General features: G+C 44.5%; 22 protein-coding genes. 14 read left to right on the top strand and 8 right to left on the bottom strand.

The features are described from left to right. The first annotated feature begins 84 nt into the window (after positions 1-84). From AACT23_RS01160 to rlmM, 5 genes are all read left to right on the top strand, one after another. The gene (locus tag AACT23_RS01160; RefSeq protein WP_017044193.1) at positions 85-1,029 is read left to right on the top strand and encodes a flagellar motor protein MotB; all 945 of its coding nucleotides are present in this window, start codon (positions 85-87) and stop codon (positions 1,027-1,029) included. A gap of 162 nt (positions 1,030-1,191) precedes the next feature. After that, on the top strand, positions 1,192-2,640 hold the full coding sequence (thiI, locus tag AACT23_RS01155; protein WP_026028114.1) for a tRNA uracil 4-sulfurtransferase ThiI: 1,449 nt from the start codon (positions 1,192-1,194) through the stop codon (positions 2,638-2,640). A gap of 375 nt (positions 2,641-3,015) precedes the next feature. Continuing rightward, positions 3,016-3,927, top strand: a complete 912-nt coding sequence (locus tag AACT23_RS01150) for a transcriptional regulator GcvA (protein ID WP_026027676.1) — start codon at positions 3,016-3,018, stop codon at positions 3,925-3,927. After that, positions 3,917-4,315, top strand: coding sequence for a DUF423 domain-containing protein (locus AACT23_RS01145; RefSeq protein ID WP_013857395.1), 399 nt, complete (start codon positions 3,917-3,919; stop codon positions 4,313-4,315). Before AACT23_RS01150 ends, AACT23_RS01145 begins: the two co-directional genes overlap by 11 nt. Continuing rightward, positions 4,312-5,403 (top strand): 23S rRNA (cytidine(2498)-2'-O)-methyltransferase RlmM, encoded by a 1,092-nt coding sequence (gene rlmM / locus AACT23_RS01140; RefSeq protein WP_017045575.1) that lies wholly within the window; start codon positions 4,312-4,314, stop codon positions 5,401-5,403. Before AACT23_RS01145 ends, rlmM begins: the two co-directional genes overlap by 4 nt. A 44-nt stretch (positions 5,404-5,447) precedes the next feature. Here the strand turns inward: rlmM and xni are convergent, their stop codons facing one another. The 5 genes from xni to queF all read right to left on the bottom strand — a co-directional run bounded on the left by xni (position 5,448) and on the right by queF (position 12,814). Then, complete coding sequence (gene xni, locus AACT23_RS01135; protein ID WP_094127354.1) at positions 5,448-6,233, bottom strand: flap endonuclease Xni; 786 nt, start codon at positions 6,231-6,233, stop codon at positions 5,448-5,450. A gap of 118 nt (positions 6,234-6,351) precedes the next feature. After that, the gene (gene ppnN, locus AACT23_RS01130) at positions 6,352-7,719 is read right to left on the bottom strand and encodes a nucleotide 5'-monophosphate nucleosidase PpnN (RefSeq protein WP_019282950.1); all 1,368 of its coding nucleotides are present in this window, start codon (positions 7,717-7,719) and stop codon (positions 6,352-6,354) included. A 301-nt stretch (positions 7,720-8,020) separates the two neighbouring features. Continuing rightward, the gene (locus AACT23_RS01125; RefSeq protein WP_094127352.1) at positions 8,021-9,577 is read right to left on the bottom strand and encodes a GGDEF domain-containing protein; all 1,557 of its coding nucleotides are present in this window, start codon (positions 9,575-9,577) and stop codon (positions 8,021-8,023) included. A gap of 109 nt (positions 9,578-9,686) precedes the next feature. Continuing rightward, complete coding sequence (locus AACT23_RS01120) at positions 9,687-11,954, bottom strand: tetratricopeptide repeat protein (RefSeq protein ID WP_094127350.1); 2,268 nt, start codon at positions 11,952-11,954, stop codon at positions 9,687-9,689. 14 nt (positions 11,955-11,968) lie between these two features. Next, entirely contained in the window at positions 11,969-12,814 is an 846-nt protein-coding gene (gene queF, locus AACT23_RS01115; protein WP_017045570.1) for an NADPH-dependent 7-cyano-7-deazaguanine reductase QueF, read from the bottom strand. Positions 12,815-12,912: 98 nt separating this feature from the next. On the opposite strand from queF, the gene syd reads away from it, so the two are divergent. Both syd and AACT23_RS01105 read left to right on the top strand, forming a co-directional pair. Then, positions 12,913-13,458: a SecY-interacting protein gene (syd, locus tag AACT23_RS01110; protein ID WP_176428630.1), complete on the top strand. Its 546-nt coding sequence runs from the start codon at positions 12,913-12,915 to the stop codon at positions 13,456-13,458. A 2-nt stretch (positions 13,459-13,460) separates the two neighbouring features. Continuing rightward, positions 13,461-14,237, top strand: coding sequence for a Zn-ribbon-containing protein (locus AACT23_RS01105; protein WP_088732010.1), 777 nt, complete (start codon positions 13,461-13,463; stop codon positions 14,235-14,237). A 94-nt stretch (positions 14,238-14,331) separates the two neighbouring features. Here AACT23_RS01105 and AACT23_RS01100 read toward each other — a convergent pair whose 3' ends face one another. Genes AACT23_RS01100 through metN form a run of 3 tightly spaced genes read right to left on the bottom strand, consistent with a single transcriptional unit; the run spans position 14,332 to position 16,892 of the window. Further along, positions 14,332-15,141: a MetQ/NlpA family lipoprotein gene (locus tag AACT23_RS01100; RefSeq protein WP_013857385.1), complete on the bottom strand. Its 810-nt coding sequence runs from the start codon at positions 15,139-15,141 to the stop codon at positions 14,332-14,334. A gap of 49 nt (positions 15,142-15,190) precedes the next feature. Beyond that, complete coding sequence (locus tag AACT23_RS01095) at positions 15,191-15,868, bottom strand: methionine ABC transporter permease (RefSeq protein ID WP_017044205.1); 678 nt, start codon at positions 15,866-15,868, stop codon at positions 15,191-15,193. Beyond that, a complete protein-coding gene (gene metN / locus AACT23_RS01090) occupies positions 15,858-16,892 on the bottom strand; it encodes a methionine ABC transporter ATP-binding protein MetN (protein WP_013857383.1) in 1,035 nt (344 codons plus the stop codon). The genes AACT23_RS01095 and metN overlap by 11 nt, the downstream gene beginning before the upstream one ends. 197 nt (positions 16,893-17,089) lie before the next feature. On the opposite strand from metN, the gene gmhB reads away from it, so the two are divergent. From gmhB to AACT23_RS01055, 7 genes are all read left to right on the top strand, one after another. Then, the gene (gene gmhB, locus AACT23_RS01085) at positions 17,090-17,641 is read left to right on the top strand and encodes a D-glycero-beta-D-manno-heptose 1,7-bisphosphate 7-phosphatase (RefSeq protein WP_013857382.1); all 552 of its coding nucleotides are present in this window, start codon (positions 17,090-17,092) and stop codon (positions 17,639-17,641) included. Between the two features lie 27 nt (positions 17,642-17,668). Beyond that, the gene (locus AACT23_RS01080; RefSeq protein ID WP_094127346.1) at positions 17,669-18,010 is read left to right on the top strand and encodes an MliC family protein; all 342 of its coding nucleotides are present in this window, start codon (positions 17,669-17,671) and stop codon (positions 18,008-18,010) included. A 55-nt stretch (positions 18,011-18,065) separates the two neighbouring features. Beyond that, positions 18,066-19,013, top strand: a complete 948-nt coding sequence (treR, locus tag AACT23_RS01075; RefSeq protein WP_013857380.1) for a trehalose operon repressor TreR — start codon at positions 18,066-18,068, stop codon at positions 19,011-19,013. A 167-nt stretch (positions 19,014-19,180) separates the two neighbouring features. Then, positions 19,181-20,605: a PTS trehalose transporter subunit IIBC gene (treB, locus tag AACT23_RS01070; protein ID WP_094127344.1), complete on the top strand. Its 1,425-nt coding sequence runs from the start codon at positions 19,181-19,183 to the stop codon at positions 20,603-20,605. Between the two features lie 61 nt (positions 20,606-20,666). Further along, positions 20,667-22,358 carry an alpha,alpha-phosphotrehalase gene (treC, locus tag AACT23_RS01065; protein ID WP_094127342.1) on the top strand — a complete coding sequence of 564 codons (1,692 nt, stop codon included), beginning with the start codon at positions 20,667-20,669 and terminating at the stop codon, positions 22,356-22,358. A 259-nt stretch (positions 22,359-22,617) separates the two neighbouring features. Further along, positions 22,618-23,340, top strand: a complete 723-nt coding sequence (locus AACT23_RS01060) for a winged helix-turn-helix domain-containing protein (protein WP_017045565.1) — start codon at positions 22,618-22,620, stop codon at positions 23,338-23,340. Next, positions 23,331-24,965: an ATP-binding protein gene (locus tag AACT23_RS01055; RefSeq protein ID WP_094127340.1), complete on the top strand. Its 1,635-nt coding sequence runs from the start codon at positions 23,331-23,333 to the stop codon at positions 24,963-24,965. Before AACT23_RS01060 ends, AACT23_RS01055 begins: the two co-directional genes overlap by 10 nt. The last annotated feature ends 38 nt before the right edge of the window (positions 24,966-25,003 follow it).

Raw genomic sequence — 25,003 nt, 5'->3', positions numbered from 1 at the left:
ACGGGTCATTGATAGTTATCTGAAAAACTACCTCAATGAAGGCAAGCGTGTTTTAGATGTTGATAGCGAATAACGGAGCCTGTAATGGATGATGAAGAAGGCTGTAAATGCCCACCTCCCGGCTTGCCGTTGTGGATGGGAACCTTTGCCGATTTAATGTCGCTGTTGATGTGTTTCTTCGTACTACTGCTCTCTTTTTCCGAGATGGACGTACTGAAGTTTAAACAGATAGCGGGCTCGATGAAGTTTGCTTTTGGTGTGCAAAATCGTTTGGAAGTGAAAGACATTCCTAAAGGGACAAGCATCATTGCACAAGAGTTTCGCCCAGGCCGCCCCGAGCCGACACCGATTGATGTCATCATGCAACAAACCATTGATATCACGCAGCAGACACTTGAGTTTCAAGAAGGGGATTCAGATCGAGCGGGTGGTGTTCAGCGTGAAGAAGGTCAATTGACGGGGGGGCAATCCCCTGAAACTTCAACGCAGAATAATCAAAATACTCAATCGGAAATGCAACAACAGCAAGCAGAATCTATGTCGCAAGAGATGGAAATTGTTGAACAGGACATCAAAAAAGCGTTAGCAAGAGAAATCGAACAAGGCGCTATTGAAGTTGAAAACTTAGGTCAGCAATTGGTGATCCGTATTCGTGAAAAAGGTGCGTTTCCCGAAGGTTCTGCATTTCTACAACCTAAGTTTCGTCCATTGGTTCGTCAAATTGCCGATCTGGTTAAAGATGTGCCGGGCATTGTGCGTATTTCTGGCCATACCGACAATCAAAGTGTCGATTCTGAATTGTATCGCTCAAACTGGGATCTTTCGGCTCAACGAGCGGTTTCTGTGGCGCAAGAGATGGAAAAGGTTCGTGGGTTTTCTCATCAACGACTCAGGGTGCGTGGTATGGCCGATACCGACCCAGTCGGCTCTAACGATACGGAAAGTGAACGTTCACGCAATCGCCGAGTAGAAATCAGTATCATGCAAGGTGAACCGCTGTACAGTGATGAAGTTCCATCCGTTCAGTAAGTTACGTTGGATTATGTAAAAACACATAGACGAGCGCTAAGGCTCGTCTTTTTTATGGTTATCACCTCGTGTATAATCCTGCGCCCTTAGCGGTGTATCAGTAGCAAGCAGAATGCGACCCATTGATTCACCACGTTGCCCAATCAGATTGCGAATAGAACTATGAAATTTATTGTTAAGCCCCATCCGGAAATTTTTGTTAAAAGTGACTCAGTACGCAAGCGCTTCACAAAAATTTTAGAGTCCAATATTCGTAATATCATCAAACGAAGAACAGAGTCAGTCGCGGTATTTAACCGTCGCGATCACATTGAAGTGGCTGCGCAAAGTGACCAATACTATCAAGAAGTCCTTGAAATTCTGACTCACACTCCTGGCATCCAGCAAGTGCTCGAAGTGCAGCAATCTGAGTTTAAGGATATGCATGACATTTACGAGCAAGTGTTAGCGCTCAGCCGTAATAACATCGAAGGAAAAACTTTTGTCGTGCGTGCTAAGCGTCGAGGAAAGCATGATTTTACCTCAATCGATGTTGAGCGTTATGTTGGTGGTGGTTTAAACCAAGCAGTTGAGAGTGCAAAAGTTCAACTTAAAAACCCGGACGTTACCATCAATATTGAAATAGCCGATGAATTGCTCAATCAAGTGATTGCCCGTTATAAAGGTTTAGGTGGTTTCCCTCTTGGCACTCAAGAAGATTTATTGAGTTTGATTTCTGGTGGTTTTGACTCGGGTGTATCAAGCTATTTACACATCAAACGTGGCTCAAAAGTGCATTATTGCTTCTTCAATTTAGGCGGTCCAGCGCATGAAATTGGTGTAAAGCAAGTGGCCCATTATTTGTGGAATAAATACGGTTCTTCAGCCAAAGTGCGTTTTATCTCGGTCGATTTCGAGCCTGTGGTGGCTGAAATCTTAGAAAAAGTAGACGATGGTCAAATGGGTGTGGTGCTAAAACGTATGTTTATGCGCGCCGCAGGCATGATAGCTCATAAGTTAAATATTGAAGCTTTAGTGACCGGAGAAGCGTTGGGTCAAGTTTCGAGCCAAACTCTAACTAATCTTCGTCATATTGATGGTGTGACAGATACTCTAATTTTACGTCCTCTCATCAACTGGGACAAAGAAGAGATTATTAAAGTGGCGCGCGAGATTGGAACAGAAGATTTCGCCAAAACGATGCCAGAATACTGTGGGGTTATTTCAAAAAGCCCAACAGTTAAAGCGGTGAAAGCGAAATTAGAAGCCGAAGAAGCGAAGTTTGATTTCTCAATCCTAGAGCACGTAGTTTACAACGCTCGTCAAATGGATATTCGTGATATTGAGAAAGAGAGCCAAGAGCAAGCACCTGAAGTTGAACAAGTGACCGCTATCGAAAAAGATGCGGTGGTACTTGATATTCGTAGCCCAGATGAAGAAGATGACAAGCCACTGCTGATTGAAGGTGTGGAAGTAAAACATTTGCCTTTCTACAAGTTATCGACTCAGTTTGGCGATTTGGATCAATCGAAAACATATCTCTTATATTGTGCGCGCGGTGTGATGAGCCGGCTTCAAGCTTTGTATTTGAAAGAGCAAGGCTTTAACAACATCAAGGTATATCGACCTTAATCGTTATCTCGATACAGAATCGACCGCTCACGTTTTCGTGAGCGGTTTTTTATGGCTCCGACTTAATCACAGACATAAAAAAACACCGCCCAAGGGCGGTGCTAAAGAATTTGACAGACAGGTCAAACAATAAATACAGGAAGTATATGTTTTGGTGCAGGGGATAACTGCACAAAACAGGATGGTAGAATTCTACCTCACTCGAAATACGAGTTTGCAAACACAACATCGCAACAAAAGCCAATTGATTCATAACTGAATCAAGCCGTTCAGGCCTTGTTGCGGGGTGAAATATAGAATTTCTCTAGCCGCTCGGCAATGGACAATTTATAATGTTTCAGATTAAAAAAACTAATCTAATTTTTGAGTGTACCTATGTCCAGAAGATTGCCACCATTAAACTCGCTGAAAGTGTTTGAAGCGGCAGCTCGCCAGCTGAGTTTTACTCGCGCTGCGGAAGAGCTATTTGTGACACAAGCCGCAGTCAGTCATCAAATCAAAGCGTTAGAGGAATTTTTAGGGTTAAAGCTATTTCGCCGTCGTAATCGTTCTCTGCTATTGACAGAAGAAGGGCAAAGTTACTTTCTCGACATTAAAGATATCTTCACCGCACTCTCTGAAGCCACCGATAAGGTACTAGAGCGAAGTGAGAAAGGGGCATTAACCATTAGTTTACCGCCGAGTTTTGCAATTCAGTGGCTCGTGCCGCGTCTGGCCGATTTTAACCAGCAAGAGCCGGATATTGATGTGCGTATCAAAGCGGTTGATATGGATGAAGGTTCGTTAACCGATGATGTGGATGTGGCGATTTATTATGGACGAGGTAACTGGCCTGGTTTACGCGCGGATAAGTTGTATCAAGAGTTTTTGATCCCGCTTTGCTCTCCTTCACTGCTGTTAGGCCCTAAGCCTTTAGAAACACTGGACGATCTAACACGCCATACTCTGCTACACGATACTTCACGTAAAGATTGGAAACAGTTTGCCAAAGAGAACGATCTTGAAGGGGTGAATGTCAACCACGGCCCCATCTTTAGCCATTCGACCATGGTGCTGCAAGCGGCGGCGCATGGGCAAGGTATCGCACTGGGGAATAACGTGTTAGCTCAGCCAGAGCTGGAAGCGGGTCGCTTGATTGCGCCTTTTGACGAAGTGTTGATGACTAAAAATGCTTTCTATGTGGTCTGTCACGAGAAGCAGGCCGATATGGGGCGTATCGCCACTTTCCGTGATTGGATGCTCAAAAAAGCCAGAAGGGAACAAGAGGTATTGTTAGATGAAGAGTAAGTTATTGCTCACTATCGCGGCTTTTATGGCGGGCGTTGGTGTCGCTCTAGGAGCTTTTGCGGCGCACGGCCTAAAAGCGTATTTAACCCCTTACTTGCTTTCGGTGTTTGAAACGGGAGTGCAGTACCAATCGATTCACGCTTTAGCCATATTAGCGTGTGGTATTTTGCTGCGTTGTCGTTTGGGATCGAAAGCACAAAAATATTTTTTCATTGCGGCAATTTGCTTTATCATCGGCGTCCTTTGTTTTAGCGGCAGTCTTTACGCTTTAGCACTCACGGGCATCAAGTGGTTTGGCCCGATCACGCCATTTGGTGGCGTGTTCTTTATGCTAGGGTGGGGAGTGTTTGGCTATGCAGCACTTAATATTCAAGAGGTGGACCAGTGAAACACGTAATGCTCTATTGTCGTGCAGGCTTTGAAAAAGAGTGTGCCGGAGAGATCCAAGATAAAGCGACTAAGCTAGAGGTTTTTGGTTTTCCTCGTTTGAAAAACAATACGGGTTACGTTTTGTTTGAGTGCTATCAGGCCGGTGATGCTGATAAGCTGATTAAAGAGATCGATTTCCAATCGCTTATTTTTGCTCGTCAGATGTTTGCGGTAGCGGCGGAATTTAGCGATTTACCTAAAGATGATCGTATTTCGCCTATCTTATCTGAACTCGCCGAACTTGAGGGTTTTCCGCGTTGTGGTGACATTCGCATTGAAACGCCAGATACCAATGAAGCGAAAGAGTTGCTCAAATTTTGTCGTAAGTTTACCGTGCCATTGCGTCAAGCGTTACGTGGCAAGGGGATTCTGTCTAACAAAGAGTCGGCGAAGAGACCTGTGCTACATGTCTGCTTTATTCAACCCGGACACTGCTTCGTTGGGTATTCGTACACCAACAATAACTCGCCTTTTTTCATGGGTATTCCTCGTTTGAAATTCCCAGCCGATGCGCCAAGTCGTTCCACTCTGAAGTTGGAAGAGGCTTTCCATGTGTTTATTCCTCGTGAAGAGTGGGACGAACGTTTGGCTCCGGGAATGTGGGCGGTAGACTTGGGTGCATGCCCGGGGGGCTGGACTTACCAACTGGTGAAGCGTTCGATGTTTGTTCATGCTATCGACAACGGTCTAATGGCTGAAAGTTTGATGGACACAGGACAAGTGAAACACCATGCCGAGGATGGTTTTAAATTTGAGCCGCCACGCAAGAACGTGACTTGGATTGTGTGTGACATGATTGAAAAGCCAGCTCGTGTTGCGCATTTAATGGGGCAGTGGATCCTCAAGGGTTGGGCGAAAGAAGCCATCTTTAACTTAAAGCTGCCAATGAAAGGGCGCTATGATGAAGTTTTACAAGATATTGAAAATCTGAAAGTTTTTCTGATTAAAAATGATGTAAAGTTCCGCATGCAGGCAAAGCATTTGTATCATGATCGTGAAGAGATCACAGTGCATGTCCAATGCTTGTCGAACATCTCTCCGCACTAATGCTCCAATAGGTTAATTTAACGCTCCTTTCTAGGAGCGTTTTGCTATTCTGGATGGGATACTTGCGCTGAAAAGCGAATGTCTTGCAAATTAAAACCGAGCTCTATATCGGTCTTTAGTGTGGCAATGTGTTTGCAGACTCGCGCCATATCGATCTGCTCATCAAATTTTTTACGGTATTTCTTAGCCAAATCAGCACTGGTGTAGGCCGCTTCTATGTCGGGAAATTGCGTTAATATCTCTTTTGCTGCTTTTGGACCAATGCCGGCAATGCCGGGAACTTGGCTTGAACTGATGCCCGTTAATCCCCAAAAATCGGTTAATTGGCTCGGCTTTACACCAAATTCCTGTTCAATAAAGGGTTGATCTAACCAACGATGTTGAAAGTAGTCACGAATTTGTAAAGTGGGGGAGAGCAGTTGGCAGTAGCCTTTATCGGTTGAAATGATCGTTACTTTTTCACCGTGGCTTGCCACTTTCGTGGCTAAGGTGGCCACCAAATCATCGGCTTCATCACCTTCCGAGAGCAGTGAATCAATCCCTAATTCCCACCATGCTTGCTGAATGGCGTCTAAGCCAAGTTGCAGTGCTTCTGGCATCGGCTTCCGGTTCTGCTTATAAGTCGGTAGAAGTTGTGCTCTCCAGCCCCGGTCTTGTAAGTGATGATCAAACACGGCGATGATGTGGGTCGGTTGAGCTTCATTGATGATACGGTGCAAGGTGCGCGAGGTTGTCTCTATGGTTCTTGCCATATCGTTAGGATCGGGTTGTGCGGAGTGCACCCGACGGATCAAATTCAAAGCATCAATGATGACAAGGTGTAAAGACATAACGACCAAAAAATAAGGGCTTAATAAGCCCTTATTGTAATGATCTCACTTAATATTGCCACTCATCCCCGGCATAAGTTATTTTTGCCTTTAATGGTTAATGGTTAATGGTTAATGGTTAATGGTTATTGGTTGCAATTTTATAGCAAGGTTCATAAGCACTGCCGCCGGGCAACTTCATTCGGTGTTGTGCAACGAAGTCTTTTAGCAATAGATCCATTTTTTTCATCAATTGGGCATCGCCATCAATGATGAATGGGCCGTGACGTTCAATTTCTCGAATGCCTTCCGCTTTCACATTACCAGCGACAATGCCAGAGAAGGCGCGACGCAAGTTAGCAGCGAGTACTTCTGGTTTTTGGTTTAGGTGTAAATCCAAGTTGGCCATACTGTCGTGAGTCGGTTCAAAAGGCAGTTGGAACTCAGGCTCGATTTTGAGGGACCAGTTGAAACTATAAGCATCACCACTATCTTTACGATGCTGACGAACCAGCGGCATCGCTTGACTCATGATACGCGCCGCTTTTTCTGGATCATCAATGACGATTTGATAATGCTGGCGTGCTTTTTCACCTAATGTTTCGGCAATGAATGTGTCGATTGAACGGAAGTAGGCTTCGCTCTCTTTTGGACCAGTCAGTACAATTGGCATTGGTTGGCTTGCGTTATCTGGGTGCATCATGATACCCAAAATGTACAGCAGTTCTTCCGCTGTTCCTGCTCCACCGGGGAAAATAATGATGCCGTGCGCCATTCGCACAAAAGCTTCTAGGCGTTTTTCAATATCCGGCATAATCACCAATTCGTTCACAATCGGATTCGGTGGCTCGGCGGCAATGATCGATGGTTCGGTTAAGCCAAGATAGCGTTGTGCGGTATAGCGCTGTTTAGCGTGTCCAATAGCGGCTCCTTTCATTGGCCCTTCCATAGCGCCTGGTCCGCAGCCTGTACAAATGTTCAGTTCACGCAAGCCCAGTTCATGGCCCACTTCCCGCGTATATTGGTACTCAGTAGGGTTGATAGAGTGTCCACCCCAACAAACCACTAAGTTAGGTTCAAGACCGGGAACCAAGGCACCGGCATTACGCAAAATACCAAACACTAAGTTGGTGATGTGAATGGCATTGGTGAGATTTAGGCGCTGATTATCCGCCAGATGCATGTTGACATAAACGATATCGCGCAGGACCGAAAACAGATGTTCTTGAATTCCTTTAATGATCTGCCCATCAACAAAGGCATGTTCTGGTGGATTCGTCAGCTCTAGCTTGATACCGCGTTCACGGCGCATGACAGTGACATCAAAAGATTTATATTTTTCAAGAAGTTCTTTTGAGTTATCCGTATGGCTACCAGAGTTAAGTACCGCCAAAGTGCAGTTACGATACAGTTGATATAGATCGCTCGACGCGGTCTTTTTTAGACGCTCAACTTCAAGTTGAGAAAGCAGATCCATGCTGCCTGTAGGGCTGATATGAGTAATCATACTGGCCTCCTTAGTTGAGAAGTAAGGAAAATGTCCACGCTACGACTAAAGTTGGTTTTTATATATACCCGCTTAGTATGGAGTATAGGTCATGGTTCGTTTAGTGGCGGATGTGCGATAGGACGATATAACTGATTGAAATTACAGTATCAATCTAGTTCTTTTCTCGATTGTTAGGAAATGTTTATGCAAGCAGAGTGTGATGTTCAGCACGCTTTAGTTTGGTTTTGTTCAAATAGCGACCAGTTAAGGCCGCGATTTGAATGGGTTTCTTTTGTCTACATCCGATCTGGACTTGTGTTTATTTCCAAACTACTTGGTTAGGACCGAAACTCTTGGCTTCTAGTAACGAGCGGCGTAAACGTTCAAGTACTTCCTCTGGCGTATCGGAGTCTTTAAAACAGGTACTCGCGGCTGAAAGTGTAATCGTAATACTCTTGTCTCTGAACTTGAAAGGGAGCCTCGATACATGACGTTGAATGTTTTTTACCACCTTGAAACAGTGATTATCTTCTTGATCGGGAAGTAAAATAATAAATTCTTCACCAGAGAAACGTGCCACGGTATCCGTATCGGATGCTTCTTTGGATATGGTGCGGGCAATAATTTTAAGGGCTTTATCACCTGCCGTATAGCCAAAGCTATCGTTGATAGTTTTGAACTTATCAATATCAAAGATTACGATTCGGAAAGTGTGTTGAGCTCTTATCCAGCGCCGATATTCCAGCTCAAGGTGGTCATTAAAGGCCGTGCGATTATAGACTTTTGTCAGTGGATCAAGCAGCAAGCGCTGAGACTGATCTTCCAATCGACGGCGATAATCTTGAGTGAGCTCAAACAGAGCTTCCATTTGATTTTTGCCATAATTTAAGCGTTCAATTAGTGCCTGCTCGCGTTGCTCTGCATGACTTAAGCGTTCAGAAAGTGACGCCATTTCGCATAATATAGGTGAAACGGAGAGCTTAAGATCGTCAATCGCCACAGAATCTTTGATTAGAGTTTGGCTTTGGGTAATCAAAGCGGCGAGTTCAGCATTCATCTCTTGGCGATGTTCAAAGTAACTCTGGCTTTGGTCTGCGTTGTGAGTGCTACTTTTAATGTGTTTTGTGAGTGATGAGTTGACCTGTTCTAAAAACTTCTCAGATGTTTTGCGCTCACTGTTGGTGCCATCAATCACCAGTTTTAGAATCTCTAACGTCAACTCTAAGAGCGTTGATGTCGATACGCCAATCAACAGCTTGGCACGAATATCTACCAGTAGTTCCCCTGATTCACCTTCAAAATCCAATTCAGTGATCAGGTGTTGCAGTTCATCGGATAGCTTGGTCAATAGCTCTCTATCCGCGACATGCAGCTCGCTGATGGCCGTATTCGGGTTCGCTGTTATTATTTTGATTGCACGTTCATAAATCCCAAGCAGTTGAATCGCTTGTTCGGCTTTAGGCTGAGCTTCTGAAAAACTGAGCAGATCACGCAAATCACGCTTAAGTTTGGCGGGTAGGCCAGCAACGCGAAGTAATGTTTCCCCACAATGTTTGATTTGAGAGTCCAAATGAGAGTTTTCTTTTTCCATAACCAAAGTTTGTTGCTTCAACATGCGATCCAATACGGCTAAGCGAGGTATGAGCGTGCTTACGTCTTTTTGTTGCTCTAGAGCTTCACGAAGATCTGATAAATTAATATTTAGCTGATGATCATTGCCCTGACACGCCAAGCTTAATGATGCGACGATCCGTTTTAGGACAGTATGTTCTCGTTTAAATTTGAACGAAGTGTCCCTGTGTGTCAAACGAACCTGTTCCAACTGAGTTTTCAGCTGCTGTAACTGTGTTTGAATATCCTGTTCGAGAGCGCCCATGTACAACTAAACTAAACTGCGAGGATCGTTATGATCCTATTAATTGATTTATCGATAATAACAAATTAATTGCCCACGTCACTGCTTTAACACATTGAATGCCGAGTAATTACCCATCTTTTAGGAGTTTTTTGATGCTCTCCTCATTCTTATAAGAAGAATGCACTTTTATCAACCCTTGATTGATGGCGTGCTTGCATGATTTGCGAATATTGTTGGAGGCAAAACTAGCGGCTGGAGCGTTATCGATCGCTTTTAAGTAGACCCAATGGCTTGCTCCTTCTCTCATACTTAGCTCACGAGCCGTGTTGGTTGCCATCAGCAGAATATCGAGCAGCTCTTTATCATTAATCGCCATATAAGCTCTTGGCAAAAACGGGTAGTCGGCGATGCCCATCCGTATTGTACGGTTTAAGCGACGTTCAGGTTGAAATTCATCTATCCATTGCTGAATTTGATCGAATGCGATTTCAGGCGGTGTATTGCGATCGGCATTCGGTTCGATATAGAGCAGATTGGAATCTGAAAAGTGATAAATCCGATTCGGTTCTTTGATTTTCGATTTTAAAAACTGACCAAATTGATGCTCCAATTCTAAGCCAGCTGAATAGCCATGTTCTAAGTACATGTTGCGCAGAAAGGGAATATCAATCATCACAAAGCGGAGGCGATCACTCAGTGGCTCGTGGATGAGTTCACCAATATACCACGGCTCAAAATGACGGCTGCTTTTTTGCATCGCTGAAGGAAGCTTAGCATTGAGCATGCGCAAGTTACGCAAGCGAGAGCGAGAATGGGTAAAGAGCGTGCTGTTGAGTTCATCGATTTCTTCATTTTGCAACTGGATAAGGTAGCCTCTACGCAGTAGCAGTAAAAATAAAATGATGGAGATGATAAACAGAATAAAGGCGATCTTTTTGAATTTATTATACTCTTCTTGAGTTTTGAGCAGCGCTTTTTCTTGCCCAACCAGATGTAGGGTTTGTTCTACAAACTCTTTTTGCTGACGAAAAGCATCTTCACTGATTTGGTTGAGTTTTTCTTGGCGTATTTGCGATAGTGCATTGCTGCGTTTTATATTCTCTAAGGCCTGTGCGTACTGACTGTTTTGCTCATAACCCAAGGCCAGTAACCGATAGGCATGCTCTTCAATCTCTTCATCTTGCATCGTTTTAGCAACGCTTAAGGCGTGTTGAGCGTTGCTGATGACCACATCGGCTTGCTTTTGGTGAAAGGCTAATCCTGAATGCAGTAAGTAAGCCTGTGCCTTTAAACGAGGATAATCTTTCAGCTCAAGCAAGTCTTCAGCGCGAGTGAGATATTGGTCAGTTAGTGGGTAGTTATAGAGATTAAGGTAGGTCGCCGCTAAGCTAATACGCACTTCAATGACTTTTTCCAGATCATTGCGGCTCGTTTCGTGATCGATCACGTTGAAGTAGTGAACGAGCGCTAGATTGTATTTACCTTGCTGGTAATAGACATCGCCCATACGTTGCAATACATCAGCTAAGGCTGTCGACTTGTTATAGCCGTCATAAAAATCGGCGGCTTGAGACAAATGCTCTAAAGCCTTATCGAGCACTTTTCTTTCAAAAAAAAGCTGAGCCAGTAAGGTATTAGTTTTAGCGAGTAGGGCGCTTGAGTTGTTTTCAATCGCGCCCCAATAGGCAACTAGCAACTCAGATAAAGCACGATTGTAAAAGCCATGAGTGAGAAAATGTTGACCAATAACAATCTGATATTCAATCACGGTTTTCGGTGAGGAGATCGAATCAATGTAAGGCTTTAGGTCAGCAAAAAGCTTATTGGCCAGTTCGATATCATTGGCTTTTGAGGCAATTTCTGCTTTGAGCAGGGTAATTTTATAATCGAGACCTTTTGCCACTTGATCCGCATTTTTGATGGCATCATATTGAATGCTGATCGCGCGTAGCGCCTGCCGAGCGGCGCTTGCATCATTATTATTGAGCCAAATTAGACGAGTTTTGAGTATTTGTACATCCGTGGCTAAATAAGGCAATTGATAGTGTTGCGTGAGCTCTTCAGCAAGTTTTAACGCGGCCAGTGCGGCATCCATGTTGTGCAACTGGAACTCTGCTTTGGCTAAAATCTTTAACGCATCAACGCTGCTGCCCGGTGTTCGAATCCGACTGTCGCTTTCATCGCGCGCCATCACTGATGATGATTTTTCTGATTTTTCGGCCAACTTGCGCTGAGTTAGATACTCAGTGGCTAGGGTTTTGGCTTGATTCGGTGAGATATCAATCAACCCATTGGCTTCATTTAACATTGGCGACGAGTAGATAGTGGCTTGTGAAGCCAATGAAAACAGAGCCAGAGTTAAACTGAGCAAAAGTGTCCAGCGCACGTTGATCATCCTAATGCTAATCCTTATTGACGGGCCATACGTTGGTTATGTGTTGGCCGTTCTTGTTCGGTTGAGCGAAATGGGTTGATATCCAAACCGCCGCGGCGAGTGTATCGAGCGTATACCGTTAACTGTGTCGGTTGGCAGTATTGCATAATGTCGGTGAAGATGCGCTCTACACACTGTTCGTGGAACTCATTATGTTCACGAAATGAGACGAGATAACGTAACAGTGCTTCTCGATCAATTTGTTGACCTTGATAATGAATTTCGACGCTGCCCCAGTCGGGTTGATTGGTGATTAAACAGTTCGATTTCAGTAAATGGCTGTGCAGTGTTTCATTGACTTGCTCACCACGCGCGGCACTTTTCAGTAAGCTGGCATCAAATTGGTAACTTTCAATCTCAATATCTTGTCCATCAATGCATTCACCCTGCATAGTTACAATCGCTTGGCCAGTGTAATCGGTCACCGGGTTGAGAGTGACACTGACTGGCGCGCCGGCACAGGCCGATAAATCGTTGGTTAAGCGCTGCGTTACTTCATCCCAACTGGCTACTTTGCTTTGGTTATAGCTATTGAGGTAGAGCTTAAAGGATTTAGATTCAATCAAACTAGCACTTGTCGCAGGGATAGAAACCTCGCCAATTGCCACTTGTGGTAACCCTTTTTCATTGAGCCAAGAGAGCTCGTACAAAGTCCAAATGTCACAGCCTTTAAACGGTAAGCTATCCCCCAAATGCAGATCATCACGGTTTAAGCTACGAGGGACAGGTTGCAGTAAGCTTGGATCGTATTGTTTGGCGTAGTCGGTTTTTTTACCAAGGGTTAACCCTGCCAGCGCTTTGGCATCGGAATATTTGCTCATACTTTCACGTCAATTCGATTAGAATAAGCAGAATTTTACGCAATCCTAGGGTTGCTGTCATCACACAAGGCAGCGACTCATCAATTTTGGAGCACTTCATGGCACAAACTGCCGAGCAAGCCTTACTTTCATTTACTCAACGTTATCTTGACGCTTACCAAACAAAGCATGGCGAGTCTCCTCGTAATGATGAGTTGGCTGAGTTGGATTCCCCTTGCGCAGTGATGAACGACCAAGACAGTGTGCTGTGGAAGCCCGTCGTCAGATCGGTTGCAGCTGATTTTTCTAACGTAGAATCAGCGATTGAATTGACTCTACATTCTGATATTAAAGCCTTTTATGGCGTACAGTTTTGTGCGGACATGCCCGCTAAATGGCAAGGCAACGAGCTCGCTCTATTGCAAGTGTGGAGTGAGGATGATTTTGTTCGTTTGCAGGAAAATATCCTCGGTCATTTGGTGACTCAGCGCCGACTAAAACTCAAACCAACCGTGTTTATTGGTGCAACCGATGCGGAGATGGATGTAATTTCGATCTGTAACCTTTCTGGCCATGTGTTATTAGAACGTTTAGGTACCGATAAACGCGACGTGCTGGCCGAAAGTGTGGCCGAGTTTTTCGCTAATTTAGAACCTGTGGTGTAACGATGTACGTGGTTGAATTGCAGTTTGAGTGTTTTGATAACACGACTATTTCGGCGGTAGATAAAGCGATTAATGGCCTAATGGATGCTTTACGCTATAACGGTCAAGTGCTTGGGCGTGAATTCCCCATCGTGATGGGAGAGGGCGAGTTCTTTGTGCGGGTGGTTTGCCCAGAGCAAGAAAGCTTACACCCTAAGTATCATTCTGATTTTGTTAGGATGTGCCTGAATCGCTTGACGGAGGCTAGCTTGCTGGCTCCGAAAGCCCGTTTGTTGGGGCGCGATCTTAATTCCGAGCAAGCCGCTGATGATGTTTTGCCTAGCTGGCAGATACTTTACACCACTTATGTACACACTTGTTCTCCGCTGCGCAGTGGTGACACATTGCTGCCGATCCCTTTATATCGTAATTCTGCGACCTTAAATGGCGATCATAAAGCAGTGATCAAATGGCAAACCGAGTGGCAGGCGTGTGATGAACTTCAGATGGCGGGTGGTTGCCGAGCAGAACACGCTGCATTGCACGAGATTTGCGATGTGGACAGTGTGCTGTTTATTAGAGGATGGGATTTACGAGGACGAATTGAGTTTTTGACCCACATCCCTACTTATTACTACCAGTATCGAGTTGGCGGCCAGAGCCTAGCGGACGAACAAGCCAGAAAATGCCCGAAATGTGGGGGAGAGTGGCTACTCAATGAACCGCTGCACGACATTTTCCATTTTAAGTGCGACCCGTGCCGTATTGTGTCCAATATGTCTTGGGATCATATTAAGTAAGCAGGTGCGTGTTGTTGATACGAAAAAGCCGATACATCGCGTATCGGCTTTTCTGTTTTTATAGGCTTTTTTGCACAGGTAATAGGTTTATTAATTACCAGCCTTTTACTGCACCACCGTCAAAAATTTTCGAAGCGGCTTGGTACACTTCTTCTGTTTGGTAGGCTTTAACAAAGTTAGTCACGTTTTCAGCATTCAGATTTTCTGCACGAGAAACAATGATATTGACATAAGGTGACTCTTTATCTTCAACGAACACACCATCTTTTTCAGGCGTTAGATTGATTGAGCTGGCGTAGGTCGTGTTGATGATCGAGAGCGTAACGTCGTCAAGTGAACGAGGCAGTTGCGCGGCATCTAACTCAACAATAGTGATGTTTTTTGGGTTGGCGACCACATCACGTACCGTTGCCAGTAGGCCTGCTCCGTCACGTAGAGTAATAAGGCCTTGCTGTTCTAGCAGCAGTAAAGAGCGACCAAGGTTGGTTGGATCGTTAGGTACCGCAATACGAGAGCCATCTTGAATCTCATCAACCGATTTCACTTGTTTTGAATAGCCAGCAATCGGGTAAACAAAGGTGTTACCTGCAATCGCTAATTTGTAACCGCGGTCAGCAATCTGTTGATCAAGGTATGGCTTGTGTTGGAATGCATTGATATCAATCGAACCATCATCCAGTGCCGCATTAGGGGTAACATAGTCGGTAAACGTCACGAGTTCTACATCTAGGTTGTATTTTTCTTTTGCAATTTTTGCTGCAACTTCAGCAACTTGTGCTTCAGCACCGGCAATGACACCCACTTTGATTTTATTGTTGTCGACCGCTTTTTCACCACAGCCTGCCAGCACGAGTGCTGAAGCGCTAACGGCTAGGGTAAGTAGAGCTTTAAGGCTAAATTTCATGATTAACTCCTTGTTATAAAACGAATCTGTGTTTTAACTTTATTGTGATTTAACGGTGGTCGACACGGCGGACAAACTTATCGCCAATCGATTGAATAATTTGTACTAAGACAATCAACATCACCACGGTGACCGTCATGATGCCTAAGTCGTAGCGATGAAAGCCGTAACGAATAGCGACATCGCCCAAGCCACCGCCGCCAACGGTTCCGGCCATGGCAGAGTAACTTACTAGAGTGACCATAGTGATGGTGACTGAGTTGACAATCGTTGGTAGCGCTTCAGGAAGCAACACTTTACGAATAATTTGGATCGGCGTAGCCCCCATTGACTGCGCAGCTTCGACCAAACCAGTGGGCACTTCCAGCAATGCACTTTCAATTAAACGAGCGACAAATGGAATTGCGCCAATCGTCAGCGGAACAATAGCCGCAGTGGTACCAATAAACGTACCGACAAGCAGTTTTGTCACCGGAATAATGGCCACCATGAGCACCAAAAATGGCACAGAGCGACCAATGTTGACGATGGCACCAAGAATGCGGTTCAGCTGAGTGTTTTCGAGAAGGCCGCCTTTTTTGGTGGTATGTAAAATAACCCCCAGTGGAATACCAACCACGAAACCGACGATGCCCGCGACAGCGACCATGTAGAGTGTTTGCCAGGTTGCCATCAGTAGAAGATCGCCATTCAGGTTTAACCAAGCGGTGATGGTGTTAAAGGACATAACCAAGTACCTCTACTTTTACGTTGTTTTCGCGAAGAAATTCAAGAGCGGCCGTATCGTCCGACTCATTACCAAACAGTTCAGCGACCATCATGCCGAATTTAACGCCACCAGCGTAATCAAGGTCAGAACTTAATATACTGACATCAATATTAAATTTACGGGCAATTTGTGTCATCAAGGGAGCATCAACCGTTGCGCCTGTAAACTCTAATCGCACCAGCGGGTAGCTACCTTTTACGCGAGTGGCTTGCAGGCGAGCTTGGTAATCTTCCGGAATTGATAAATCGAGCGTTGAGCGAATAAATTGATGAGCCAAGGCGGTTTTAGGGTGAGCAAAAATCTCGCCAACTGTGCCTTTTTCAACCAGTTCACCGTCGCCAATAATGGCCACTTCGTGGCAAATACTTTTTACCACATCCATTTCGTGAGTAATTAGCAAAATGGTGATATTGAGTGTGCGGTTGATCTCTTTCAATAGCTCTAAAATCGATTGAGTCGTTGCAGGATCAAGCGCACTGGTGGCTTCGTCACACAGCAATACTTTGGGATCAGAGGCGAGTGCTCGCGCTATTGCAACACGTTGCTTTTGACCACCACTCAGATTTGCAGGATAAGTTTCGCGCTTATCCGTCAGGCCGACCAGTTGCAACAGCTCTGACACTTTCTTTTCAATGCTATTTTTTTCGACACCAGCCAGCTCAAGTGGCAGAGCAACGTTGTCAAATACCGTACGTGATGAAAGCAAATTGAAGTGTTGAAAGATCATGCCAATGTTGCGACGAGCTTGGCTGAGTTCTGATTTGCTCAGTTGAGTTAAATCAACGCCATCAACCACAACCGAACCTGTTGTTGGAGCTTCTAGCATGTTGACACAGCGAATCAGTGTACTTTTCCCTGCACCTGACGAGCCAATTACACCAAAAATAGTGCCTTGCTTAATGTGAAGATTAATCTCTTTCAAAGCATGAATTTCCTTATTGCCTTGATAGAAAACTTTATTTACTTGATTAATTTGAATCATCGGAAAACCTGTGCAGGGATAACAGAATAAAATGTTGAACTCTCTCTCACTTGTTGGACGATGCTATGGCTTAACTTGATTTAAGTCAATAGATATTTTTACGTCTAGACGTCTAAACGCTTTGGTGAATTAGGTAGTGATGAAAAAAATAAAGCGTGTAATAATCATCATATCTGGCGTGATATGAGAGAGTTATTTTGGCTAAACCTGCAGTGTTTTTAGATCGCGATGGCGTGATCAACGTTGATCATGGCTATGTTCATGATGAGCATGATTTTGAGTTTATCGATGGTGTATTTGAAGCTACTAAGAAGTTTCAAGACATGGGGTATTTGCTGGTTTTGGTGACCAACCAATCAGGTATCGCTCGTGGGAAATTTAGTGAAGAGCGCTTTTTATCTTTAACGCAATGGATGGACTGGAATTTTGCCGATCACGGTGTCGAGTTTGATGGTATTTATTACTGCCCGCACCATGCTGAGCACGGTGAAGGTAAGTATAAAGAAGAGTGTGATTGCCGCAAACCCAAGCCTGGTATGTTTATCTCCGCACGGGACTTTCTTGATATCGATATGGAAAAATCCGTGATGATAGGTGATAAAGCTGAAGATATGATGGCTGCACAAGCCGCAGGTGTTGGTACTCGTGTGTTAGTGCGTACCGGTAAACCCGTTACTGAGCAGGGTGAATTACTCGCCACCGTGGTACTTGATAGTATTCGCGATGTCCCTGCTTTTCTTGCACCGTAAAAATTCCCCCCCTTTGTGGAAGGCAATATGAATAAATCATTTCTCTTTGTTGGATTTGTTGGTTTTTTAGCAGCATGCTCACCACATTACGCGAATGATTCGCGCGTTGAAAGTGAGAACCTGTTCCAGCATTATCAATGTCGTTCTGGTGAGCATTTTGATGTTGCGTATATTGAGCAACAGTCAGCCGTTCTCCGTATTGCCGATCGCGAATATACATTAATACAAATTCCAGCCGCCTCTGGCGCAAAGTATGTGATCGACGATAGCGAGCAAACTCAGCCTCAAACCGTGCTTTTACATACGAAAGGCGATGAGGCTTTGCTCGAAGTGGGATCAACGACTTATCAAGGCTGTACCACTCAATAATTCATTTAAGATAAGCGCATGCTATCTTCCATTTTTATTTACGCTATAGGTTCGCATGAGCAGAAAACTGACTATCTTGGATATTGCAAAACTGTCTGGTGTTGGTAAATCGACGGTTTCTCGTGTATTGACGAACGACCCAAAAGTGAAGCCTGAAACACGAGCAAAAGTGGAACGCGTTATCCAAGATTCTGGGTATGTGCCACTGAAATCGGCTCAGTTAATGCGTGGTGGCAGTGAAAAAGTGATTGGCGTGATTATCTCACGCCTTGAGTCACCGTCTGAAAACCGTGCCGTGGGGCGAATGCTACAGGTGTTGTATCAAAATGGGTACGATGTGGTGATTATGGAAAGCCAGTTTGATCGCACTAAAACGAACGAGCACCTTGAGGTTTTACATAAGCGTAATGTGGATGGTGTAATTGTATTTGGTTTTACCGATCTCGATATCACACAACTCAACCTATGGGCATCGCGAGCGGTTGTGATTGCGATGGATGCCGATAAAGTCTCATCGATTAACTATGACAATTATGGTGTTATTCAAGGCGCGCTTGCTCATTTGACTTCGAAAAATCGAGTTCATATTTCCTACATTGGGGTCGATCCTAGCGATAAAACGACAGGTAAATTACGTTTAGATTCGTACTTAGATTGGTGCAAACAAAGTGGATGCACTCCCAATTATCGCACTGGGCGTTTGCATCATGAAAGTGCCTACCAACTGGTTGATGAAGTGCTGAATGATCAGACTCAAGCTATCGTGTGCGCCAGTGACACTCTGGCACTTGGCGTGATTAAACGTCTCCAAGAATTGGGCCGAGATGATATCGCCGTCACTGGTGTAGGTGGTAATGAGCTGCTCTCTTTTCTTTTCCCTAATATTTACAGTATTGATCCTGGCTATGCTCAAGCGGGAGAAAAAGCAGCTAATTTATTGATTTTACAGCTTAATAATGAAATGAACCCTGCACACATCACTCAACAACCGCTAACAAGCTAACTCCTTATTTCTTAAAGTGAATTACAATTAGTCTGTGATCTTATTCAATTAATGGGATTGTTCCCATTTTTACCTTTTATTATTTATGTCAATATTGCACTTGTAGGTGGGAATGTTCCCATTAAAAAGAAAAACAGACAGTATTCCAATATAGGGTGGGCAAAAGTATGGCCAAGATAGCGAAGCAAGACGTGATACGTCTTATCGAGCTGGTAGGTGGTAAAGAGAACATCGCCAGTGTGAGTCACTGTTTGACTCGTTTACGCTTTGTTTTAAATGATACCGACAAGGCGGATAAAAAAGGACTAGAACAGCTGAGCATGGTTAAAGGGTGTTTTACCAATGCTGGGCAGTTTCAAGTTGTGATTGGTACTGAGGTGGACGAAGTTTACGCCATCTTAATCGGGCTTTCAGGCAAAGAAGCCGTTTCTAAAGATGAAGCGAAGAAAGCCGCTCGCCAAAACATGAACTTTTTAGAACGTGGCATTTCGCATCTTGCGGAAATCTTTGTTCCTTTGCTGCCAGCGATCATCACCGGCGGTTTAATCCTCGGTTTTCGTAATGTCATTGGCGACATTCGCATGTTCGATGGAAAAACTTTGGTTGAAATTAGCCAATTTTGGGCCACGGTTCATTCTTTCTTATGGTTAATTGGCGAGGCTATTTTCTTCTTCCTACCGGTTGGTGTTTGTTGGTCAACGGTGAAAAAGTTAGGTGGAACACCGATACTGGGTATTACTTTGGGTGTGACTCTGGTTTCGCCTCAATTAATGAATGCTTATCTGATCGGTAAGCAGATGCCCGAAGTGTGGGATTTTGGCTTGTTTGTGATAGAGAAAGTCGGCTATCAAGCTCAGGTGATTCCTGCGATGTTGGCGGGTGTTGCTCTGGCGTTTATTGAGACAAACTTAAAGCGCATCATCCCTTCTTATCTTTACCTCGTTGTTGTGCCGTTTATCTCTATCATATTGTCCGTTATTTTGGCCCACGCTTTAATTGGTCCATTTGGTCGCGTATTGGGCGATGGCGTCGCATTTGCGGCTAAAGCTGCAATGACTGGTGATTTTGCGGTTATCGGTTCAATGGTGTTCGGTTTCTTGTATGCGCCACTGGTCATTACCGGAATTCACCACACCACCAACGCGGTGGATCTGCAATTGATGCAAGAAATGGGTGGTACGCCAATTTGGCCACTGATTGCACTGTCAAATATTGCTCAAGCGTCTGCGGTCGTCGGTATCATCTTTATCAGTAAAAAACACGGTGAGCGAGACATCTCTGTTCCTGCGGCTATTTCGGCTTATTTGGGTGTGACAGAGCCAGCGATGTATGGTGTCAACTTAAAGTACAAGTTCCCAATGCTAAGCGCCATGATTGGTAGTGCTATTGCAGCCGCAATTTGTGGTAGTGCAGGGGTGATGGCGAATGGCATCGGTGTGGGTGGTTTACCCGGTATTCTTTCGATTCAACCACAATACTGGGGTATTTACGGCATCGCGATGCTGGTGGCGATGGCCGTCCCAATTCTGCTTACTCTGTTTTTATACAAACGAGCTCAAGCTAAAGGCGAGCTAGAGTCAGCAAGTGCATAACCTTTCATTCGAGTGGTGAGTTTTCACCACTCATTTTCATTTTGGTAAGTGAGTTGTCAATATGGTTATAACCAAGAGTGATAGTCAGTGGTGGAAAACTGCGACCATCTATCAGATTTATCCCAAAAGTTTTTGTGATAGCGGCAATAAAGGAACGGGAGATATCAAAGGGATCATCTCTAAACTGGATTACTTGCACCGCTTGGGAATTGATGCCATTTGGCTGACACCCATTTATTCATCTCCGATGGTTGATAACGGTTATGACATTTCGGATTATTACAGTGTCAATCCTCAATTCGGTAGCATGCAAGATTTTGATGAACTGCTGACTCAAGCTCATCAAAGAGGTATCCGTATTATTATGGATATTGTGGTTAACCACACCTCAACCGAGCACGCTTGGTTTCAGTCGGCGTTGGGTGATAAATCAAGCCCGTATCGTGACTATTATATTTGGCAAGACCCGATTAATGGTCAGGCTCCAAATAATTGGCAGTCAAAGTTTGGTGGTAGTGCATGGGCGTTAGATGACGCAACAGGGCAATATTATCTGCACCTATTTGCCAAAGAGCAGGCGGATCTAAATTGGGAAAATCCTCAAGTTCGTGAGGAAGTGAAGCAAGTGATTCGTTTTTGGGCCGAAAAAGGGGTGGATGGTTTTCGTCTTGATGTGATCAATTTAATCTCAAAAGCGCAGGATTTCAGTGATGATCACCAAGGTGATGGACGCCGTTTTTATACCGATGGCCCGCGCGTGCATGAATTTTTACAAGAGATCAGCCAAGCTGTTTTTCAACAATACGGCAGCGTCACTGTGGGGGAAATGTCTTCAACAACGCTTGAACATTGCCAACAATATTCACGCTTGGACGGCAAAGAGCTGTCGATGGTGTTTAACTTCCACCATTTAAAAGTGGATTATCCGAATGGTGATAAATGGACGAAAGCGCCATTTGATTTCTTGCAATTGAAGCAGATTTTCAACCATTGGCAAACGGGTTTAAATGGTAAAGGGTGGGGAGCACTTTTTTGGTGTAACCATGATCAACCTCGTATCGTGAGCCGTTTAGGGGATGATCAACGTTATCGCGTTGAGTCGGCAAAAATGTTGGCCGCATCGATTCATATGATGCAAGGCACGCCTTATGTTTATCAAGGTGAAGAAATTGGCATGACCAATCCCGGCTACACCGCTATTGAACAGTACCGAGATGTGGAAAGTACTAACATTTACGACATCATGGTGAACCAGCAAGGGGTAAGTCATGAAGCGATGATGGCCATTCTTGCACAAAAATCCCGTGACAATTCTCGCACGCCAATGCAATGGAATGCAGAGCGCTTTGCTGGTTTTAGCCAAGGTCAGCCTTGGCTAGACATTGCAGAAAACTATCAAGAATTGAATGCGCAACGGGCGTTAGCTGATGAGCAATCGGTGTTCTATTTCTACCAAGAGTTGATAGCGCTGCGCAAAAAAATCGGTGTAATTACCGATGGTGATTACACCGATTTACTACCCGATCATAAAGAGATTTTTGCCTACCAGCGACGCAACGCGAAACAGGTGCTGATCTGTATCAATAACTATTATGGCGTTGACACCGAATGCGTGCTGCCAAAAGAGTTACCGATTGAGAAAGCAAAATACCTGTTAGGCAACTATACAGATATAAAACCACTCAAAGTTTTGGAACATCAAGTGCTTCGTCCGTATGAAACACGCGTAATTTTGTTCGATTTAGTATCCTGATTGAGTCCTACCCCTATAGATTCAGTCATTTTTCAGCCCCGAATTTTCGGGGCTTTTTTATCGACTCTGTTTATGAGTCACGGCTCAATGGTACTTTCTTCGTGCTCTTATTGATTCAACGCGGTAGGTTCGGCTGTTGATGGTTTGTTTAATATTTTAACAACACCACAACTTTGTTGCTTGGTCACAATTAGTCACACAAAGATGAAACACAATCCGCTATAGTTTGCGTTCTTAGCAAACGGATGTGTGAAACACAATGAACAGTACTCTCTCCCCCTCTTATCGAGTGGTTCTCGTTGAAGACGATTTAGAACTCTCGGAACTGATCAAAGACTTTCTCAACCACTATGAGTTTTGTGTCTCAACGGTTGCGGATGGGATTCAAGCCGTCGATCGGATTTTGGATGAGCAACCTGATTTAGTCATTCTGGATATTATGCTACCAGGGCAAAGTGGTATGGATGTCTGCCGCGCTGTCCGAGATCAATACCACGGTATGATCTTAATGCAAACGGCGTTGGACGACGATATTGATCAGGTGATGGGGCTGGAATTGGGTGCCGATGACTATGTTGTTAAGCAGGTTAAGCCCCGTTTGTTGCTGTCACGTATTCGAGCTTTACTCCGGAGGCAAGCAAGAGGAAGTCAAAGTGACAAATACGAATTGTGCATAGGTAGCTTGTGGATGAATTTGCAACATCGAGCGGTATTGCTTGATCAGCAGCCCATAAAACTCACGACCAGCGAGTTTGAGCTTTTGTATCTACTCGCCCAACATGTCGGCACCATTGTCACGAGAGATGATATCGCTCAGTATGTGCGTGGTTTTGAATATGATGGTTTAGATCGCTCAATTGATCGTCGTATATCACGCTTGCGGCGTGCGCTCGGAGATGATCCTAATGAACCTAAGTTGATAAAAACGGTTCGAGGTAAAGGATATCAGCTCTGCGCTGTATCGGAAGGGAAGTGGTCATGATTCGATCTTTTTGGGTACTCTGGGTAGCTGTGTTTCTGCCGATCTTATTACTCAGTATTCCCACGCAATTTAATCCGATCCCATATCTTAGCCGCAGTATCTCTGAAGAATTTTATAAGCCTGTCTATCAGAGTAACTTTACGTTTCTATCTGAAAAATTACGTCAAGCGCCTCAAGCTGAGTGGACAACGATTATTGACGGCTATGCTAAGCATTTCAGTTACCCACTTCGATTAGAGGCATTAGACAGTTACCACGTCTCCCCAGAAGTTTATCAAGCGTTGCAAAAAGGCGAGATCATTTTTCAAGATGGTGATCCTATGGCACTTTTGCAAAGAGTGTTGAACAGTGACAAAGTGCTCTATTTCGCGATCAATGAACCGAGAGAACCCGCAGCGCTTAACCAGTCCAGAGGTACATTATACCTCGCGGTAGAAGATCTCCGTAGCCAACCTCGTACTCAATGGCAAACCAGTATTGCTGAGCAAAATAGCCGAATACCTTTAGAGTTGAGTCTATTGCAAGAGCAAGATTTGTCACCTATCGAGCGAAGTAAATTGTTGGCTGATGAAGAGCAGATGACCAGTTATATCAATCAACAAGGCAGCATGATCTTATTGGCTGCGGTGGATGAGAATACGTGGTTACGCGTCGAGGACAATATTTCCTACCAAACCCAATTAAAGCTCACCACGGCTATCGGCGGTTTCTTTTTTTTAGCCATTTCTGTGGCCTTAGTTATGTGGATTTATCCTTTATGGCGAGATCTGAAACGTCTGGTAAAAACGGCGAATGAATTTGGCCAAGGAGTATTATCTCGTAGAGCGACGACATCTCGGCTGTCCGTCGTCTCTCAGCTCAGTCATTCTTTCAATAACATGGCAAATAACATCGAAAAGCTGATTGCCAGCCAAAGAACCTTAACCAACGCCGTGGCGCATGATTTACGAACACCGCTCTACCGTTTACGCTTTGCATTTGAAATGCTTGAGGATGAAGATATTGCCTTAAGCCAGAAAGAAAAATACCGCCAAGTGATTCACTCCAGTATTGAAGATCTCGATCATTTGATTAACCAGACACTTGTTTTGTCGCGCTATAACCGCATCACGGATATTCGCCATTTTTCTTATTGCCACTTTGCCGACAATTTGGTTGCAGAAGCGGAGCATTTCCAGCTTGAAAACCCGCAACTCACATTGCGTGTCAGCGTGTTGGATTCGTTGCGACAGCAAACGATATTTGTCGATAATCGAGCTTTATTGCGGGCCGTTAAAAACTTGCTGAGTAATGCCGCGCGATTTGCGCAGCAAGAGATCCATCTCTCGTTGAACGAATCTGATGGGCAACTTTTTTTGGTGGTCGAAGACGATGGCCCCGGTATTGCGCCAGATGATATTGAACGTATTTTTGAGCCCTTTACTCAAGTGAATAATCAAGAGCGTAATAGTGAAAAAGGTCATGGTCTTGGGCTGGCGATTGTTAAACAGATCACTCGTTGGCATCAAGGCAAGGTTAGAGTAAAAGTAAATGGTTCAGCATTAGGGGGCGCATGTTTTGAACTGCAATGGCCGAAACAGATTTCTTTACCTAATGTGACCAAACTGGATACAAATGGTCAATAAACTGCTGACGATTTATTTGTATTGAGAATGCTACCTTG

This window comes from Vibrio sp. V09_P4A23P171 (assembly GCF_963875615.1).
Lineage (GTDB): Bacteria > Pseudomonadota > Gammaproteobacteria > Enterobacterales > Vibrionaceae > Vibrio > Vibrio anguillarum.
The sequence above is the reverse complement of the archived record's forward strand: the minus strand, read 5'-3'. Positions and strand labels throughout refer to the sequence as shown.

Excerpts from the sequence above, each read along its gene's own strand:
- AACT23_RS01160 (WP_017044193.1), top strand. The coding sequence starts at position 85 with ATGGATGATGAAGAAGGCTGTAAATGCCCACCTCCCGGCTTGCCGTTG.
- thiI (WP_026028114.1), top strand. The coding sequence starts at position 1,192 with ATGAAATTTATTGTTAAGCCCCATCCGGAAATTTTTGTTAAAAGTGAC.
- AACT23_RS01150 (WP_026027676.1), top strand. The coding sequence starts at position 3,016 with ATGTCCAGAAGATTGCCACCATTAAACTCGCTGAAAGTGTTTGAAGCG.
- AACT23_RS01145 (WP_013857395.1), top strand. The coding sequence starts at position 3,917 with ATGAAGAGTAAGTTATTGCTCACTATCGCGGCTTTTATGGCGGGCGTT.
- xni (WP_094127354.1), bottom strand. The coding sequence starts at position 6,233 with ATGTCTTTACACCTTGTCATCATTGATGCTTTGAATTTGATCCGTCGG.
- ppnN (WP_019282950.1), bottom strand. The coding sequence starts at position 7,719 with ATGATTACTCATATCAGCCCTACAGGCAGCATGGATCTGCTTTCTCAA.
- AACT23_RS01125 (WP_094127352.1), bottom strand. The coding sequence starts at position 9,577 with ATGGGCGCTCTCGAACAGGATATTCAAACACAGTTACAGCAGCTGAAA.
- AACT23_RS01120 (WP_094127350.1), bottom strand. The coding sequence starts at position 11,954 with ATGATCAACGTGCGCTGGACACTTTTGCTCAGTTTAACTCTGGCTCTG.
- queF (WP_017045570.1), bottom strand. The coding sequence starts at position 12,814 with ATGAGCAAATATTCCGATGCCAAAGCGCTGGCAGGGTTAACCCTTGGT.
- syd (WP_176428630.1), top strand. The coding sequence starts at position 12,913 with ATGGCACAAACTGCCGAGCAAGCCTTACTTTCATTTACTCAACGTTAT.
- AACT23_RS01105 (WP_088732010.1), top strand. The coding sequence starts at position 13,461 with ATGTACGTGGTTGAATTGCAGTTTGAGTGTTTTGATAACACGACTATT.
- AACT23_RS01100 (WP_013857385.1), bottom strand. The coding sequence starts at position 15,141 with ATGAAATTTAGCCTTAAAGCTCTACTTACCCTAGCCGTTAGCGCTTCA.
- AACT23_RS01095 (WP_017044205.1), bottom strand. The coding sequence starts at position 15,868 with ATGTCCTTTAACACCATCACCGCTTGGTTAAACCTGAATGGCGATCTT.
- metN (WP_013857383.1), bottom strand. The coding sequence starts at position 16,892 with ATGATTCAAATTAATCAAGTAAATAAAGTTTTCTATCAAGGCAATAAG.
- AACT23_RS01080 (WP_094127346.1), top strand. The coding sequence starts at position 17,669 with ATGAATAAATCATTTCTCTTTGTTGGATTTGTTGGTTTTTTAGCAGCA.
- treR (WP_013857380.1), top strand. The coding sequence starts at position 18,066 with ATGAGCAGAAAACTGACTATCTTGGATATTGCAAAACTGTCTGGTGTT.
- treB (WP_094127344.1), top strand. The coding sequence starts at position 19,181 with ATGGCCAAGATAGCGAAGCAAGACGTGATACGTCTTATCGAGCTGGTA.
- treC (WP_094127342.1), top strand. The coding sequence starts at position 20,667 with ATGGTTATAACCAAGAGTGATAGTCAGTGGTGGAAAACTGCGACCATC.
- AACT23_RS01060 (WP_017045565.1), top strand. The coding sequence starts at position 22,618 with ATGAACAGTACTCTCTCCCCCTCTTATCGAGTGGTTCTCGTTGAAGAC.